The 16,848-nt window shown below is 30.6% G+C and carries 13 protein-coding genes; 4 read left to right on the top strand and 9 right to left on the bottom strand.

The genetic code is table 11. The features are described 5' to 3' along the window. The first annotated feature begins 189 nt into the window (after positions 1-189). From CLV91_RS01255 to CLV91_RS01265, 3 genes are all read left to right on the top strand, one after another. The gene (locus CLV91_RS01255; RefSeq protein ID WP_121063181.1) at positions 190-3,279 is read left to right on the top strand and encodes a hypothetical protein; all 3,090 of its coding nucleotides are present in this window, start codon (positions 190-192) and stop codon (positions 3,277-3,279) included. Between the two features lie 103 nt (positions 3,280-3,382). Then, positions 3,383-4,519: a hypothetical protein gene (locus CLV91_RS01260; protein ID WP_147406395.1), complete on the top strand. Its 1,137-nt coding sequence runs from the start codon at positions 3,383-3,385 to the stop codon at positions 4,517-4,519. Beyond that, positions 4,509-6,047, top strand: coding sequence for a glycoside hydrolase family 2 TIM barrel-domain containing protein (locus tag CLV91_RS01265; protein ID WP_121063185.1), 1,539 nt, complete (start codon positions 4,509-4,511; stop codon positions 6,045-6,047). The genes CLV91_RS01260 and CLV91_RS01265 overlap by 11 nt, the downstream gene beginning before the upstream one ends. A gap of 171 nt (positions 6,048-6,218) precedes the next feature. Here CLV91_RS01265 and CLV91_RS01270 read toward each other — a convergent pair whose 3' ends face one another. Genes CLV91_RS01270 through CLV91_RS01280 form a run of 3 tightly spaced genes read right to left on the bottom strand, consistent with a single transcriptional unit; the run spans position 6,219 to position 8,995 of the window. Further along, entirely contained in the window at positions 6,219-7,424 is a 1,206-nt protein-coding gene (locus CLV91_RS01270; protein ID WP_121063187.1) for a glycosyltransferase, read from the bottom strand. Between the two features lie 31 nt (positions 7,425-7,455). Beyond that, on the bottom strand, positions 7,456-8,706 hold the full coding sequence (locus CLV91_RS01275) for an oligosaccharide flippase family protein (protein WP_121063189.1): 1,251 nt from the start codon (positions 8,704-8,706) through the stop codon (positions 7,456-7,458). Next, the gene (locus tag CLV91_RS01280; RefSeq protein WP_121063191.1) at positions 8,693-8,995 is read right to left on the bottom strand and encodes an STAS domain-containing protein; all 303 of its coding nucleotides are present in this window, start codon (positions 8,993-8,995) and stop codon (positions 8,693-8,695) included. The genes CLV91_RS01275 and CLV91_RS01280 overlap by 14 nt, the downstream gene beginning before the upstream one ends. A 419-nt stretch (positions 8,996-9,414) precedes the next feature. On the opposite strand from CLV91_RS01280, the gene CLV91_RS01285 reads away from it, so the two are divergent. Then, a complete protein-coding gene (locus CLV91_RS01285) occupies positions 9,415-11,424 on the top strand; it encodes a tetratricopeptide repeat protein (RefSeq protein ID WP_245987114.1) in 2,010 nt (669 codons plus the stop codon). A gap of 13 nt (positions 11,425-11,437) precedes the next feature. On the opposite strand, the gene CLV91_RS01290 is transcribed toward CLV91_RS01285, so the two are convergent. From CLV91_RS01290 to CLV91_RS01315, 6 genes are read right to left on the bottom strand one after another with little or no spacing between them, the layout of a single operon-like run. Then, positions 11,438-12,154: a LytR/AlgR family response regulator transcription factor gene (locus CLV91_RS01290; RefSeq protein ID WP_121063194.1), complete on the bottom strand. Its 717-nt coding sequence runs from the start codon at positions 12,152-12,154 to the stop codon at positions 11,438-11,440. Position 12,155: 1 nt separating this feature from the next. After that, positions 12,156-12,479, bottom strand: a complete 324-nt coding sequence (locus CLV91_RS01295) for an Hpt domain-containing protein (RefSeq protein ID WP_121063196.1) — start codon at positions 12,477-12,479, stop codon at positions 12,156-12,158. 4 nt (positions 12,480-12,483) lie between these two features. Then, complete coding sequence (locus CLV91_RS01300; RefSeq protein WP_121063198.1) at positions 12,484-13,533, bottom strand: sensor histidine kinase; 1,050 nt, start codon at positions 13,531-13,533, stop codon at positions 12,484-12,486. Then, positions 13,533-14,666 carry an FIST signal transduction protein gene (locus CLV91_RS01305; RefSeq protein ID WP_121063201.1) on the bottom strand — a complete coding sequence of 378 codons (1,134 nt, stop codon included), beginning with the start codon at positions 14,664-14,666 and terminating at the stop codon, positions 13,533-13,535. Before CLV91_RS01305 ends, CLV91_RS01300 begins: the two co-directional genes overlap by 1 nt. Next, positions 14,644-16,257, bottom strand: a complete 1,614-nt coding sequence (locus CLV91_RS01310) for a PAS domain-containing sensor histidine kinase (RefSeq protein WP_121063203.1) — start codon at positions 16,255-16,257, stop codon at positions 14,644-14,646. The genes CLV91_RS01305 and CLV91_RS01310 overlap by 23 nt, the downstream gene beginning before the upstream one ends. Beyond that, complete coding sequence (locus tag CLV91_RS01315; protein WP_121063205.1) at positions 16,250-16,792, bottom strand: heme NO-binding domain-containing protein; 543 nt, start codon at positions 16,790-16,792, stop codon at positions 16,250-16,252. Before CLV91_RS01315 ends, CLV91_RS01310 begins: the two co-directional genes overlap by 8 nt. Positions 16,793-16,848 lie beyond the last annotated feature (56 nt).

Below are 16,848 nucleotides of genomic sequence, written 5' to 3' on the forward strand. Positions count from 1 at the left end.
TAAAAAAAATTGTACTTTACAAAAGAGCCTCACTCTAAAAAAATATTTTCTAATTCTCTAAAATATAGAGTAATATACTCAATTTGTAAGTAATTTCTTTCATAAAACGCAAGTTATTCATCTTTTATTGTAATGTACATCTCATAAATTTATTTATATCTTTATACAGAATTGGATTTTTAATAGCTTTTGAAGAAAAAAACGAACACTCTCTTAATTTTAGCCCTTATAGTTGGGCTTGCCTTTCATGGTTCTGCTATTTTCTTTACTTTAGAATACACCTATGATGCTTTAATCCATCTTTTCTTTGCAGACCATTACGCAGATAGCTGGTTTGACCCATGGGAATACCGATGGTATACTGGCTTTACGGTTCAATCTTACCCTCCTTTAGTACATCAACTCATTGGAATACTCTCTTATATTGGCGGCTTAAAATTTGGAATGTATACTGTGGCATTAATTGCAATTGTATTATTCATTACAGGAGCTTATAGGTACACTTTATTAATGACGGGTAGTAGAAGAATTGCAGGCTATGGTGCTGTTTTGGCCGTTTTCTCCTCTACGTTTGTAGAAACGTTACATATTTTTGGACAATTACCCAGTGTATCTGCCCTTTCCATTTTGCTGCATTCCATGACAGAAATATACCTGTATATTAAAACTGGCAAAACACGTTATTTTATTACATCGGCAACTATGCTTGCCGTGACGGTTACATCGCATCATGTAACCCCGCTATTTGGTATGGTATTTTTTATAGCTCCATTAATGGGAATGACCGTAATGGATGCTGCTAGAGAAAAGGTAGATTCTTATAAAAAACTTTCTTTTAAAGTATTCTGGAAAACCACATTACAACACTTTTGGCGCATAGCAAAGTTTGGTGGCACTGCCATATTTTTATTGGTTTTTTGTATTTTTCCTTATTGGTACAACTCTAAAAGAAATCCAATTACCCAAGTAGCTATTCCGCATGGCTCAAGAGACAACTTTTTAGAAATAACTTCCTCTGGATTAGTTTTCTTTTTAATACCCTGGGGTGTTTTTTTATTTATTCTACCCTATTTTTTCTATAGGTATTTTAGTAAAAGGTATCTTTTCTTTGGATTATCTTTTACATTATTAACAATTTTAGGAACTGGAGGCACTACGCCTGTTCCACGTTTAATGTTAGGCGAAATGGCCTTTAATATACTTACATTAGATAGGTTTACATTATGGGCTACCATTATGGCTCTTCCCATTTTTGCAGAGTTTGCATACCGCATGGTAGAAGGAGATTTAAAAACCTTAGTACAAGAAAAATTTGGAGGTGTTTATCACAGAGTCTTAGGTGGGTTAATAGCTGGCGGAATGTTGTTCATGGTACTATTCACTATGACATTAGGCTACTTTAGGCCATCCCAACCTGCTAAAATTAAAATGCTACCTATTGTAAACTTTCTTGGAGCAGATTCCCATGATGCGTGGCGTTATTTACCATTAGGCTTTGGAGACCAAATGGCATGGCTTTCTGCACAAACTGGTGCTATGACTGTAGATGGTAATTACCACTCTGCTCGTAGATTACCAGAACTTACAACAAGAGCTATAGAGCGTATAGAAAACTCCAAATTTAGAGGTGTAGAAGGTATTGGATCCTTGCAGCAATTTTTAACCGTACCCGAAAAATATAATCTAAAATATATTTTCTCTAATGATAAATTCTATGACCCAATTCTATACTATTGTGGTTGGCAACGCTTGCAACAATTAGAAAATGGCATTATGGTTTGGGAAAAACTAAATGTAGCTCCCATACCGCAAATTATGCCCAAACAAGATGTACCCACTATAATGAAAATTATGTGGGGCATAATACCGCTTTCTACGGTATTAATAGCAATATTTGTTAATATTCAAATGATATGGGTACGCTTATTAAAGTCTAGAAAAATAGAAGAACATTCTTTTATGAAACTAGAACTCCCTTATAATAAATTTCCACCTAAACTTTTAACATTTTCTCATTGGTGGTCCCTACTTATTTTAATATGTATAGGATACGGTATGTATATATTTTATATTAAAAACGTTACACAATTATCCCCCAACAATGTTGTAGAATCTTATTATGATGCTTTAGATTTTAAAGAATTTTCTAGAGCACATTCCTATATTGATCCTGAGGATAATATTGATATTGCGCAATACATGCTAGAAGTTTCTGTAACCGATGGTATTTTAAGCTCCTATGCTAAATTAGATTCTTTGGGTATAGAAATTTATGATAAAACAGAAAACAGCGCAAAAGCAAAAGTTGCAACAAGATGGATTACCCCCTTAGAAAATGTATTTAACAATGACTTTCACGAACTAATAAAAAGAAAAAATAAATGGTATATAAAGTCTATAAAAGTTGATAATGATATTCCACCAGACCAACTTTTTACAGCTAATGGCACTACCTTTTATAACCATGGCAGAAGAAAAATAACCACCCAAGAAACGTATCATGAAGATGTATTAAAACAGCCTGTATTAGAAATATTAGCAGCAAAATTGGTGAAGTATAAAGGGCAGTATAGTATTATAGGAGAACTTCAGAATGTGGATAACACCCCTGCAGATATAGTTCTTAAAGCCACACTTTATAATGATAACAATAAAGAACTAGCAAATTATAATGCCAAACATCAAATTAAACATAAGTTAATGCCCAAGGAAACAACAACCTTTAAAATAAACTTTGAAGGTATTGCATGGTCTTCTACCAAAGATACCTTGCCGCCAACTTTTAACCCAGACGAGTTTACACCGGTTAGTTTTGAGGAACAACCCACTAAATTTAACTTACAATCTGCCGGGAACACTGCAAATACAGATTTATATAAACATGTAGCGCTACAAGATTTAGAATATACAGACCAGGGTTTTAATGGCGTACTTTTTAATTCTGGCGTACAGGAAGTTACAATTCCGCAGTTAATAATTTCTTATTATGATGAGAATGAAGAATTACTTTGGGTAGATCATAAATTTATAAAGGAAGGAGTTCGTATTCAAAGAAAACAATTTTTTAATTACAAACCTTTAGAGCTAGATAGTCTCCAAGTAATAAACAGTAGTTTAAAAAACTGTTTTGTAAATGGTTTACCAAACGAAGCTATTTCTGAAAAAATATTTCCAAATAGAAAAAAAGACCATGGTGTAAGACAAACCCAACCCTTTAAAGGAAAAGGTTATGAATATCTAAAGTTCGAGATTAACAGTTATATAGGTAATCCCAAGTAGTATGTATTTTAGGATAAGTATCATTTTTTGTCTAATTATAGCGGGTTGCTCTTCTAAAAAAGAACAACAACCCAAACAAAAAACTACACCTAAAATAGAACTAGTGTCTAAAAAAAATAGTTTTGTTGCTGGCGATTCTATAGCACTTCTTTTTAAAATAAAAACGACTGAGGATAGTGTAAAACTGCAAGTTAAAAATGCCTATGGCAACACACTTTTATCTCCCATAAAAAAAGAGAATAACCAAATACTATTTACTTTACCAAAAAACTATACAAGATTAGCTGGCCCATGCCGATGGAAAATTATACACGAAAACAAAACCATACTACATGGTAAATTACATATAGAAACTAACGAACCTAAAGCTACCTATATAGAATCTTACTTTGGACCACGAAGTGTTACCGCAGGGTATAATGATTATTCTATGCTAACAATTTCTCCAACCGATTATTTTGACAACCCCTTAAATGATGGTACAGAGGTTACCGTTAAATATCAATTTTTAGAAAACATAACAGAACTACAAATTACTACGCAAAACTTTTTTGCATTTTATAATGTACGATCTACCTTAAAATCTGGAAGAATTTTAGTAACCTCAGAATGTAATGCAACTACTTCTAAAGAACTTGCTACTATCGTTTACCCCTCTAATGCAACAAACTTTTCTATAAGTGCTTCTAGTGCTCATAACTACGCAGATGGTAATCAAATACTAACTTTTACATCAAACATTATTAAAGATGAATTTGGGAATACAGTTAGCAATGGAACCTTGGTAACCTTTGTTATTAAAAACGAAAAAGATGCCCACTTATACACTATAGGAACTACACTAAATGGTGTAGTAGAAGCCAAAACATTACACCCTGATAAAGCTACAAATTGGGAAGTACAAGCATTTATAACAGGTGCCGCAGAAAGTAATACTATAGCTTATAATTTTAAATCTGCTATTAAAGACTTTCCAGTCCATTTTTCTAAAGGAAATAGGAATATAGATATTGGACCGTTTGAGAGTTTTATGAAACAACTAGTCCCAGATGGTATTCTTTTGAGATTAGATATTCATGATAAAGACGGAAATTTTATAGAAACCAAAAAAACCACCACTAAAAATGGGGTTTGTATTATTTTTTTAGGAGAACACTTTTTACCTGAAGGAGATTATATTTTAAAACTAAAAGCCGCAGGAATATCTAAAGAATTTAAAAAAAATATCCATGGCAATTAAACTAAATAAAGCCTTATACAGAACTGTGCTTATAGCCACTTTCATTGCTATAAATGCCCTTATAATATCAGGGATAGGGGCTGCCTGGGTATTTATGAATACTGGAGCAGACAAAACCTCTATGCTTCACTTAGAAGTGCCTATGGAAGATGTTTATAAACCAAACATGGAATGGGTTAATTTAGATAATCCAGGAAGGCCAATGGAAAAACAAGCGTTAGGTGAAATAACTAATGATTATATGAATGCTTGGCATGTTCGCAATATAGCTTATAAAAAAAATGACCGCTATGGTATTGAAGATTTTTATACCGATAGTGCTAGAGTTCGTTTATATGATCATATAGATTTAAACCTTAAAAACAATAACTGGTATAAGAGAACAACCTTAAACCACACATCTTCTTTAGATTTTTATACTGCAGACGGCACCATGGTAGTTTTTAAGGATTATAATGTAGAAGAATACCAAGAAACTTATGAAGGAGAAAAACTTTTATTTAAAGAAAAAGATACTACAAGCTACCAAGTAATGATGCTATTAGAAGATGGTTTTTGGCGCATAAGACATTTAAAAGAAATACCCACCCCAAAAGACACTACTAAAATAGAGTTACGAAACATTCAAGGAAAATTAAAAAAAATAGAGAATATAAAAGGGATAAATTACTACCCCAAAGATTCTTCTTGGGATACTTTTGGGAAGCGATTTAACGACAGTATTATTAAAAATGATTTAAAAATAATACAGCGTATGGGACTAAATACGCTAAGAATTTTTATACAATATGAAGATTTTGGAAAAAATAGAGTTAACCCAAAAAAATTAGCATTACTAAAAAAGGTTTTAGATTTAGCAGAAGAAACTAATTTAGAGGTTTTAATTACTCTTTTTGATTTTTATGGCGACTATGATGTGTCTAACTGGACTTTAACACATAGGCATGCAGAGCAAATTGTTAAAGCTGTAAAAGACCATCCTGCTTTACTTGCATGGGATATAAAAAATGAACCCGATTTAGATTTTGAATCTCGTGGAAAAGAACGGGTTTTAGGCTGGCTGGAACAAATGGTAGAGAATATAAAAAAATGGGATAAAAATCATCCGGTTACTATAGGGTGGTCTTCTCCTGAAGCTGGAATAGAGCTAGCCAATACTGTAGATTTTGTTTCTTTTCATTACTATAGAGAACCTAGTAAGTTTATACAAGCGTATAATGTATTAAAAGGAAAAATACCTACAAAGCCAAAACTCTTACAAGAATACGGTATGTCTTCTTATAAAGGATTATGGAATTTTTATAGAGGGGCAGACGAAGAGGGGCAACTTGCATATTACAATGAAATGCAAAACATTCTTAAACAAGAAAACGTACCATATATGTTCTGGACACTCTATGATTTTAAGAATGTCCCTAGTTCTGTTGCAGGTAGCTTGCCATGGAAATCTAAAAAACAACATTTTTTTGGTTGCTTAGACTCTTTAGGCAATAAAAAACCAGCTTTTAAAGCCTTATCTATAAAGTAAACTACCTCGGTGGAAGCCCACGAGGCATTTATTAAGTAACTAATTTCGATTTCGAGACAAGCCTCGGAGCATTTAAATACTCGATTATTGAGTAAAAAGTATTTAAACACAAAAAGGAAGATAATTTAAAATTACCTTCCTTTTTCAACTAACCTAAACGAACTCTATTTTTTACTTACTTTCCAAAACAGGAGAACCTGTTTTCTTAGCAATAATATTGTTAAAATGATTTATGTACATTTCTGTAATCGCAGACATTGGTAAAGAACACGCTGCTTTATAATTTGCTTTACCTAAACTTCTTCTATACGCATCATTAGTTAAGATACTTTCTATTGCGTTTGCTAAAGAATTTACACTATCTGGCTCAAAAAACTCTCCTTTATACCCTTCTTCTTTTACTAAAATACTAAGATCCCCTAAGTCTGGCAATGAAACTGCTTTTCCATAACTACCAGCCTGGTGTAACACACCTGAGCTACCTGTTGTAGAGGTATACGGAAAAACAACTACAGCACTATCTCCAAAGATTTTAGGCACATCTTCCTCTGCCACATATCCTGTAAATCTTAGTTGGGAAACTTGCGCATATTTCTTAGCCATTTCATCTAAATACCCAGGAGTATTAGGACTATCAGTTCCTGCAATTACTATTTCTATATTTTCAGATGTTCTTTTTCTAATTTCCTCTACAGCCTCTATTAATATTTCGACCTTTTTATAGGTTCCAAATTTTCCAAAAGCCATTACTTGTTTTGGCCCATCTGGCAAATTATAATCTGGCTCTGGAGGAGTTTCAAAAGCTCCATGAGGAATTAAAGCAATATTTGTAGCATTATACTTTTTCTTTAATGTAGTAACATATTTACTAATAGTTACCGCTACAATATCTGATGCTAAAACAAAACGTGTTAACGTTGTTCCTATAAAGTTATATATTCTTTGTAATAGTTTATTATTAGTAAATCCAGCATTTGCTAAATCTACCTTTTCTAAAATATTATGTAATAAAGATATTGTTGGTATACCACGCATTTTACATATAAAAGGTAAAAGTAAACCTAATGCTGCAGGTACTTTTTTATCTCCAAACTTTAAAAACTGTAAATTAAATAATACCGCATCTGGTTTGGTAGCAGAAATTGCTTTATTAATTCTAAAAATATTAGAATAGCTATTAAAATCCCAGGCTTCTTTTACAGTTATTTTACAACCTTTTTCTTCAAAACTTAAATCTTTACGTTCTTTAGTTTTATCAGTTATTAAGATAATTTCTGTTACTTGATCTTGTAATCTAAAATGCTTTACTAAATGGTAGCCATACTCAGTTAAGGTAACCTTACTAGGTGGGTAGGCTGTTACTATTGCTAATTTCATATTTATAGGTTTAGGTTATAACTTGGGTTTATTATTCTATTTTTTTAGATATTTTCTTTTTATTGATAAAATATATAAGCTGTACTACCAAAAGTATAGTCATTGCAATTATTTGCATATGTACTACCATTTCTAAATTTTCATGAAAAAATGCAACTAATAGTACTTGTGACATTCCTAACAAACCAGAAAGTATTACTGGTACGTAGTGGTCTAAAGACAAAAAGTAATAAGCAAAGATGTTAGAGATTGCAAAAAGTGATGTTGCTAAAGCATATTGCCATAACAAACCTGCTACAGATATATAAGCGTCTCCAAACATTAGCGTAATAATTAAGTCTGGAAAAAGATAACACACTACAACTATACAGGCCGATAGTAAACTTATATAGGAAACATATTTAAATAAAATTGGTGCCGTTGGCTCTCCGTCTTTTTGTTTTTGCACTACCGTTGGTAGTAACAACATTACAAACATCCAAGCTACAAAATAAACAACCCTACCAATTAAAGCCAAAGAAGCGTACAAACCAGCATCTAAAGCATTAAAGTAATGTTTTACTAAAAGAACATCACTATTATTAATTATTATTTGAGTAAGTTCATAACACGCTGTTAACCAAATAAATTGAGAAACTTTTTTGGTGTTTTCTGGTAACATCTCCCCTACTTTCTTAAAGGATAGCCCTTTAACATCTGAAGGAAATAAACCAAATAAAAACGATATTAATATTCCTAAAGCCACTAATATTCCTGGCTGTAAAGGCACTAAATAAATTAAAGCAATGGTAATTAATAACCTACTCCACATTTCTGTTTGGTAAGTAATAGATAATTTATTAAACTTTAATTGCCCTTGAAAAGTACCTCTATTTACACTCATAAAAAAGTAACAAGGTATACCTATAGCAAAGACTACAAACATCCAGTGACTTTCTGTATTAAAAATTATTTGCAGTTTTTTTGCAAAAACTAAAATTAGCAAACCAATAACAAGACCTACGTAACTAGCTTGTTTATATATTTTGTTTCTAAAATTTTGCCACTCTTCATCTGCAAAAATAACTGCAAATTTTGCAGTTGCTAACTGAAAAGTCATTCCCATGAAAGACAACACTAGTAATAAGGTTACTAAAAGAGCTGCTTCTGCAAATGCTGCCGGGCCTAAAATTCTTCCTAAAAAAAGATTGTACAGGTAGTTCCCTCCATTTACTAGAAGTACACTACCCATAAACCATTGTTCGGGGGATATTTTTTTTAATACAAGTTTAAACGCGGTCATTGCTTAAAATATAATGCGTTTTAGTATTTTTCATAATAGAAGCTATTTTCTTGTTTTGCCTACCTATTATAGATATAATCTTATTTTTTTCAACAGCACCTTTATATAATTTTTCTAACATATAAGCACCACTTTTGTCAATAGCGCCTACCTTTTCTATATTAAGAGTAATACTTTCAGATATTGGAATTATAGATTCAAAATAATTTTTTAAAGATGTCATATTCTGAGAAGAGATATTTCCCAAAATTTCAAACATTCCACTATTCTCTTTAATTTCTATTGCCATAGGTATTTAATTATTATAGGTTAAGATTTATTTCCTGCACTATTAATTACAGTATAATAGATAACGTAATTTGTTTAAAAAATTGTAAGTTTTTTCTTATTTTATTATAAAATATCAATTAATTAATTGATATTCAATAAGTTGAATTCGAAAATTAAAAAATAGATTTCTAAATAGAAAAGATATATTATCTATACAATAGATATAAAATACACACAAAATACAATTTAAAACTATATATTTCAGTAAGTTAAATAAAAACAATAATTTTTATATAAAAAATTTATTACATAATTACCGCATATTTTAAAGAAACCTTCGTTATCACAATGTAATAAATTACTTACTTTATAAAAATGCAAAAATATACTGTCCTCCTATTTCTATTTATATCCCTTATTATAAGGTCTCAAGAAGATATGAGCAAAGGATTTAAGTTTCTAGAAAACGGAAATTTTGAAAATGCAGAGTCTTTTTTCAAAGATATTTTAGAAAATAATCCTACAAATAAAACAGCAAGATTATGTTATGGTAGAGCAGTTGGTTTAAGTGGAGAACCAAAAAAAGCAAATGCTTTATTTTCAGATTTACTTAAAGAGTACCCTGGAGATTTTGAAGTAGAAATTAATTACAACGAATCTTATTTATGGTCTAAAGATTATGAATCTGCCAAACCTTTATACAAAAAATTAGTTGCCGACTTTCCGGATAAGTTTGGTGCTGTTTTAGGATACGCTAATACTTTAAGTAATCTTAAAGAATATAAATTAGCTCTAGAATGGGTAGATAAAGCTATATCGTTAGACCCTAAAAACCAAAGTGCATTAGTTTCTAAAAAGTATATGCGTTTAGGCTATGCAAATGAATTTGTTAATAACCAACAATACGCAAAAGGAGAAACATACTTAAAAAGTATTTTTAAAGACTTTCCAGAAGATAAAGATGCCTTAAAAAATTTAGCAAATCTTTATCTAATTACTAAAAGTGTAGATAAAGCGAAAAGAACCTATAAAAGATATGCTACTAATTCTAAAGACTCTATAGTTGCACTAAATGGCATTGCCCTTGCAGAACATATTGGAGAACAAGATAAAGAGGCATTAAATATTGCTTCTAAGGCAAAAAAAGCTGTATTACAATTAAAAGACACAGAGTTAACAGAACGCACTTATAATAGATATATACAAGCTTTAATATGGAACCAAAAATATAAAAAAGCTAGATTAAAAATAGATAGTCTTAACAAGGCAACACCAAATAGAAATTGGATTATGGCTCTTGATGCTACTTTAGGCATGTACACCGCAAACTTTAAAAAAAGCATTAACAATTATGATAGAATACTTAAAAACGACAGTGCTTCTTTTGATGGAAATTTAGGAAAAGCAAATGCCTTATTTGCATCTGACAAAATTATACCTGCTTATAAAGCAGCTAAACAAACTTTAGTTTATTATAAAAAACAAAAAGATGCTTCTAATTTTATTGAAAAATTAGATTTAAAATATACCCCTAGTGTAGAAGAGCATGCAAGCTATACTTTTGACAATGGCAATAATACCGCATATTCTAGTAAAACTTCGGCAAATCTAGCATTATCCACAAAATTTGCTTCGTTCTTTTCTTATCAATTTAGAACAACAGAAAATACGTTAAACCTAAATAAAGCTACTTCTCATGTAATGACAGCTGGCTTGGAATATAAACTTATTCCAAAAACTAATCTTAAAGCCTTAATTGGTATAAACAAGTCTATATCTATAGACACAGATTTTTCACAACCTGTTTTAGATATTAGGTTACAAACACAACCATTTATTTTACAAAACTTAGACTTTATTTACACAAGAGAAGTACAGAGTTTTAATGCCGACCTTATTGAAAGAGAAATTGTTATGAACCATTATGGCTTAACCTATAATTTAGGAACTACTTTTAATTTAGGATGGTACACACAACTTATGTACACAGAACAAACAGATAGTAACACAAGAAATTTATTATTTAGTTCTTTATATTATAATCTATTTAAAAAACCTGCTGTAAAAGTTGGTGTTAACTACCAGTACTTAAGTTTTGCCAACCAAGTGCCTACTATATACTTTAGCCCATCTATTTACCAAGCGGTAGAATTATTCGCAGATATTAGAGGAAAGTTCTCAGAAAAAACAACAGCTATGATTAGTGCTGCTTCTGGATACCAGAAAGTAGAAAAAGACCCAATGACTGTAATTTTTAGAGCAGAAACTGGGATACAACATGAGTTCTCTAAGAGACTTAACGGTTCCGTATATGGTAAGTACAGTAATATAGCTTCTGCAACCGCAGCAGGATTTCAGTTTACAGAGATAGGATTAAAAATAAAATGGTTGTTTACTAAAAAGCCATTATTTTACAATAAGTTACAAAAGCAAATAGCGTTAAAGTAACGCTACAATCTTATTACTTTAAAAGATTTAAATGCTGCATAAGTTTAGGCTTATTAGACCTGCTAATTGGAATAACGTTTTTGTCTATTAACACACTATTATCTTCTATATCTATAATCTTAGTAAAGTTTATTATATAGGAACGGTGTATTTGCAAGAAAATATCGGTAGGTAATTTTTCTTTTATTTTCTTTAAAGTATTGTGTACTTTATATTCGGTATTTTCTGTTTTTATATTAATATAATCTCCTAAAGCTTGTATTACAAGTATCTCATTGAACTTTAATTTAATTAAGCGATGGTCTATATTTATATATAACTCCCCTAAACCTAGAGAATTATTAGCACTAGAAGCACTTTCTATAATTGCTTGGTTTTGTATTGCCGTTTTTACTTTAGTAACGCATTTAATAAAACGTTCTTTAGTAAGGGGTTTTACCAAATAATCTACAATGGCTTCGTACTCATAAGCCTGTAGTGCTAAATCTTTATCCGATGTTATTAAAACTATTTTGGGGGGTTTTTTTAAAGTCTCTACAAAATCAAAACCAGTAAACCCTGGCATATGTATATCTAAAAAAACAACATCTACTTCTTGTTTATTTAAGAACTTTATTGCGTCTATTGCATTAGAAAAGTCCTCCTCTACAGATATTTCGGGGGAATCTTCACAAAATTTAGCGACCACTGCTCTAGCGGTTGCCTCATCATCTACAATAATGCATTTCATATTAAATATTTAAAATATAATTTTCTATGGTAATTAGTATCTTTAAAAAATCATCCTTAAGCTTACTATTTCCAAATTTTAGTTGTTCTTCAAAACCAACTGCTAAACGATACCCTTTTTGCAAGCCTAAGATATTAAATTTATGTTTTAGTTTATGAACTATTTCTGCTGTAGCATTATAATCTTCTTTTGCTAAACAATCTATATACGTTTGTTTTTCTACTGGGAATTCGCTTTTTATTATTCCTAAAAATTTTTGCTCAAAGGATTGGTCTCCGCCGGCTAATTCTTTTACGTAATTTAAATTTGGTTGCTCTTCACTCATAATTTTATTTTTTTATTGTAAAATAAAAAGTAGTTCCATTTCCTAATTGGGACTCTAGCCATATTTCTCCTTCATAAATATTAATTATCTTTTTAACTAAAGCTAACCCAATACCTGTTGCATTTGCATTATTTTCCAATTTTTTAAACATATTAAATATGCTTTCTTGGTATTTTTCTGGTATTCCTTTTCCGTTATCTTTAATACTAAATTTCCAATATTCTTTTTTCTCTATGGATTCTACTATTATTTTTCCTTCTTTAACATCTTCTGTTGCTGTAACCGCGTTTGTTATTAGATTTTTAAATAACTGTTCTAATTTATATTTATCCTTAAATAAAACAGGTAATTCTCCCTCTACTATAAGTTCTATATTTTGAGGTATATAAATCGTATTTTTTATCTCCTTTAATAAATGAGCTATAGAAATATTAGTTTTTTCCTCTTCATGTGCTTCTAAAGTTGCATGCCTTAATATACCATCTATTAAATTGTCTACTTTTGTTAGGTTTTGAATAACTAAAGAGCAATTGAATTTACTTTCCTCCGAAAAATTTTCTTTTTCTTCTTCAGATATCCAACTCATTAAAGTGTGCATATTTCTTATTGGCGACTTTAAATCATGAGAAACCATATGTGCATAATTATTTAAAGACTCATTTTGTTCTTCTAAATCTTTTAGTAACTCTTTTCTTTCTGCTGTTAAATCAATAATTTTATCCGTTTGTTCCTCTATACTTGCTGCTATTTTTAATGGATCTATATGTTCTTCTTCATAATTTACAGCATCTATAGAATCATCATCCATTACTTTTACAACTTTACTCAAAGAAATAAATATATTTTTTTGAGCTTCTATTTTTTCCCTTAGTTCTGCATTTACCATAGAAAGTTCTTTAGAACTAATCGTAGTAGATCTTTGTATCATTTCTAACTTTTCATCGTTATTATAATACGATTTACTTATGGCCAATAAAAACTCCTCCATTTCTGGTGAGCCCTCTAAATTATCGGGTAAAAATTTTCTTATTTGTCTTTTTAGTAAAGAGTGCATTATTCACTTATAAGGGTTAATGTCATGGTTTGGTTATGCAATTTACATTTTTCTTGCCCCGCAAAAGGTGCCATTTCTCCATAAGAGTAAAAACCAGCTACTTTTGCTTGTTCTCCAATAACATCTATTACCTCTTCCACTTCTTCTTCCGTTCTTTGGTCCATTACAAGTTTTCTGCCCACACAACTAACTAAAAGACCTAATTCTGGCTGTTTTTTTCTATCTCTCATAGCAAAATTTGCTGCTGTAAAAGCACCTTCCGCAATATCATCTACGGTTGCCATCATTAATTGTACTGTAGATCCCACTGGTACGTCTCCTGCCAGTATCATGCTATTATCCTCTTCACTTATGTTTAAAATAGTACGTACTATTGTTTCTTTTTCTCCTGGCACTTTTACACTAAGCGGATAAAGTAATGCTGCCTCTGGTAATTCTTTTACTTTATCACCTAAATATTTTTTATATAAATCTAGAGCTGGTTGCCCATCTAATTCGTATAATATATTATCTACAGATTTTGTAATTATTCTTTCTGGACCAAAGCCTGTCCAGCCACCATAATTTGCACAACTAACCTCTAGCGTTTCTCCATAAAGCCCTATTACAACAACCTCACCTTGTTCGGGATTTTTATTATATGCTGCTAAAGTTTTTTCAAACCTAGAATCATCGCCACAAAGTCCGCCAGAAATATTTATATTTTTATCTAAATTCTTTTCCAATCCTAAAATTAAAGTGCTTCCATTTACGGAGCTACCTTCCGATACTACAAAGACGTGTTTAAGGCCTTCTTGGGGTAATGTTTTTAAAAGCTCTGCTCCTAATTCCTCAGTATTATCTTTATAATTTTTACTATTAGCACTTGTTATTCTAAACGTACTTTTTTCAAATTCTATAGCAGTTAAACAAATACTATGATCTATTACTTTACCCCCTAAAATCTCGCCAGAAGTAGAACCAAATACAATCTCGCCATCTGGAAAAAGTGTTTTAATTTCTTCATAAATATGCCTATTTTCTAATAAAAATCTATTACCAAAAACTAATACTAAAGGTTTAGTTAATTGTTCATTATTACCTAAAAAACGCCACTCTTTATTATCTTCCTTAATTGCTTGTTGTATTTTCATCTTGTTTTTTTAAGGTGAAGAAAAAGGTAGTGCCAACTCCTATTTCGCTTTCTAACCAAACTTTTCCTTCGTATAAATCTATAATCTTTTTAACGATAGAAAGTCCTATTCCTGTAGACCTTTCTTTATTCCCTATAGATTGAAATATTTTAAATATTTTTTCGTGATATTCTTTAGGAATACCAACACCATTATCTTTTACACTAAATTCCCAATGGGTGTCCCGATCCTCACAGCCAACTTCTACTAAACCTTTTTCACGTTCTATATGTACAACTGCATTACTTAAAAAGTTTTGTATTAATTGATGAATTTTAGTGCGATCTGCATAAATTGTTGGTAATTTGTTTGCTGTTTTTACCGTTACATGATCTGGAATAAAAATTATATCCTTTATCTCTTGTACTACCTCATTTACATCTACAATAGAGTTGTCTAAATTATCACTCTTTATGGTAGAATATTTTAAAATTCCATCTATAAGTTTGTCCATAGACTCTACCTTATCTTGCATCATTTTTAGATTATAAACACCATTTTCATCTAACTTGTCTTTATAATCTTCATACATCCAAGTGGTGAGTGCACTAATACTTCGTAAAGGGGATTTTAAATCATGAGAAACTATATGTGCATATTCTTGCAATCCTTTATTACTAGATTCTAAATCTTTTACTAACTGTTTTTTTTCTTCTTCTAGCGCAATTTCTTGGGTTATATCTTCTATTAAAGCTACTTCATATTTTAGTTCTCCCTTATTGTTCCTTACAGCATTTACAGATGTTTTAGCAGAAAAAGAAGTGCCATCTTTACGCAAATACTTTTTTACTACCGAAAAGTCGTCTATTTCTCCATTAAACATTTTTTGCCTATAGTCCTTAGAAGCTTGCAAAGATTCTAAAGATGTAATATCCATTGGATTAATAGTTTGCAACTCTTCTTCTGTATAACCAAGCATTTTCTGCATGGTAGCATTAACTTTTACTAATGCATCATTAGCCGTTAACCATATACCTAAAGGAGAATGTTCTACAATTATATCTAAACGTTGTCTTTGTAAATCTAAAAGATTTTTCATTTCTAATTCCGAGGTAACGTCTCTAAATACACCTTGCGCCCCACTTACATTTCCTTTTTTATCTTTTATTAAACTACCATTTACTTCAATAAATTTTAATTCATTATGTTTTGTTATTATTCCTGGTCTAAATTTTCTAATTAATCCAGTTGTGTATAGCGATTTAAAAGAGGCTTTAGAATATTCTTTATAATTTGGATGAATAAGTTCTGTAAGTTTTACATTATCATCCTTGGTAAATCCTAAAAATTCTTCGGCAGCACCATTCATTTTTATAATTTTACCTCCTAAATCCATTATTAGATAAGGGTCAATAATGTTTACAAAAACATTATCTATCTCTGCTGTCTTTTGATCTAAAAGATTTTCTAAAATTTTGTTAGTCTCTTTTAAATGTAAACTAGCATCATATAATTCTTTAGACTTCTCTTCTAAAATTCTTTCTGCTTGTTGCCTAGCTTTCTTTTGACGTTCTAAGGCTTTTTTAAGTAATGTAACTTCCTTATTATCCATTTTGCACAATATCAAATTTAACTTCAGTACCGTCCTCTTTAATAAGTGTGTATTTTACTTTTGCTGTAGTATTAAAATGCTCAAAAGTTTTTTCTATTAAACCATGCGCTAATCTATATAACCCTCTTGAAGAACCATATATTAAGGATATAGAATTTTGTGTAGTTTCTAAGATTTTAAAAGTAGGCAATTCTGCCTCTGGATATAATTTTTTCACATGCACATGAATATGGTCTTCTATAGCATAAATAAGACCTAAAGGAGATTTGTAATTTTCTACAACCTCAGGATGTGCAGTTACTAAACTATTAAATAAGAAAAGGCCAAAGGCATAGATTAAATCATCTACGGGGGCTTTAACCTCTGTACTAAGGTTTGTAATTAAACTTAGCATCTCATTAAAATCATACGTACCTATAGAGGTATAGATACCTTCTGAAGGTAAATTTGAATTTTCAATAATGGAATCAACGACTTCTAAGCCAAATTCTAACTCCACCATTTCTAAAAATTCAGTAAAAACAATTCCTTTCATTCTAAAAAATATATAAAATTTCTTGAATAAATGTAGGAATTATACTTCTTTTTTTA

It is taken from the genome of Maribacter vaceletii (assembly GCF_003634105.1).
GTDB lineage: Bacteria > Bacteroidota > Bacteroidia > Flavobacteriales > Flavobacteriaceae > Maribacter_B > Maribacter_B vaceletii.

Excerpts from the sequence above, each read along its gene's own strand:
- CLV91_RS01265 (WP_121063185.1), top strand. The coding sequence starts at position 4,509 with ATGGCAATTAAACTAAATAAAGCCTTATACAGAACTGTGCTTATAGCC.
- CLV91_RS01270 (WP_121063187.1), bottom strand. The coding sequence starts at position 7,424 with ATGAAATTAGCAATAGTAACAGCCTACCCACCTAGTAAGGTTACCTTA.
- CLV91_RS01275 (WP_121063189.1), bottom strand. The coding sequence starts at position 8,706 with ATGACCGCGTTTAAACTTGTATTAAAAAAAATATCCCCCGAACAATGG.
- CLV91_RS01280 (WP_121063191.1), bottom strand. The coding sequence starts at position 8,995 with ATGGCAATAGAAATTAAAGAGAATAGTGGAATGTTTGAAATTTTGGGA.
- CLV91_RS01285 (WP_245987114.1), top strand. The coding sequence starts at position 9,415 with ATGAGCAAAGGATTTAAGTTTCTAGAAAACGGAAATTTTGAAAATGCA.
- CLV91_RS01290 (WP_121063194.1), bottom strand. The coding sequence starts at position 12,154 with ATGAAATGCATTATTGTAGATGATGAGGCAACCGCTAGAGCAGTGGTC.
- CLV91_RS01295 (WP_121063196.1), bottom strand. The coding sequence starts at position 12,479 with ATGAGTGAAGAGCAACCAAATTTAAATTACGTAAAAGAATTAGCCGGC.
- CLV91_RS01300 (WP_121063198.1), bottom strand. The coding sequence starts at position 13,533 with ATGCACTCTTTACTAAAAAGACAAATAAGAAAATTTTTACCCGATAAT.
- CLV91_RS01305 (WP_121063201.1), bottom strand. The coding sequence starts at position 14,666 with ATGAAAATACAACAAGCAATTAAGGAAGATAATAAAGAGTGGCGTTTT.
- CLV91_RS01310 (WP_121063203.1), bottom strand. The coding sequence starts at position 16,257 with ATGGATAATAAGGAAGTTACATTACTTAAAAAAGCCTTAGAACGTCAA.
- CLV91_RS01315 (WP_121063205.1), bottom strand. The coding sequence starts at position 16,792 with ATGAAAGGAATTGTTTTTACTGAATTTTTAGAAATGGTGGAGTTAGAA.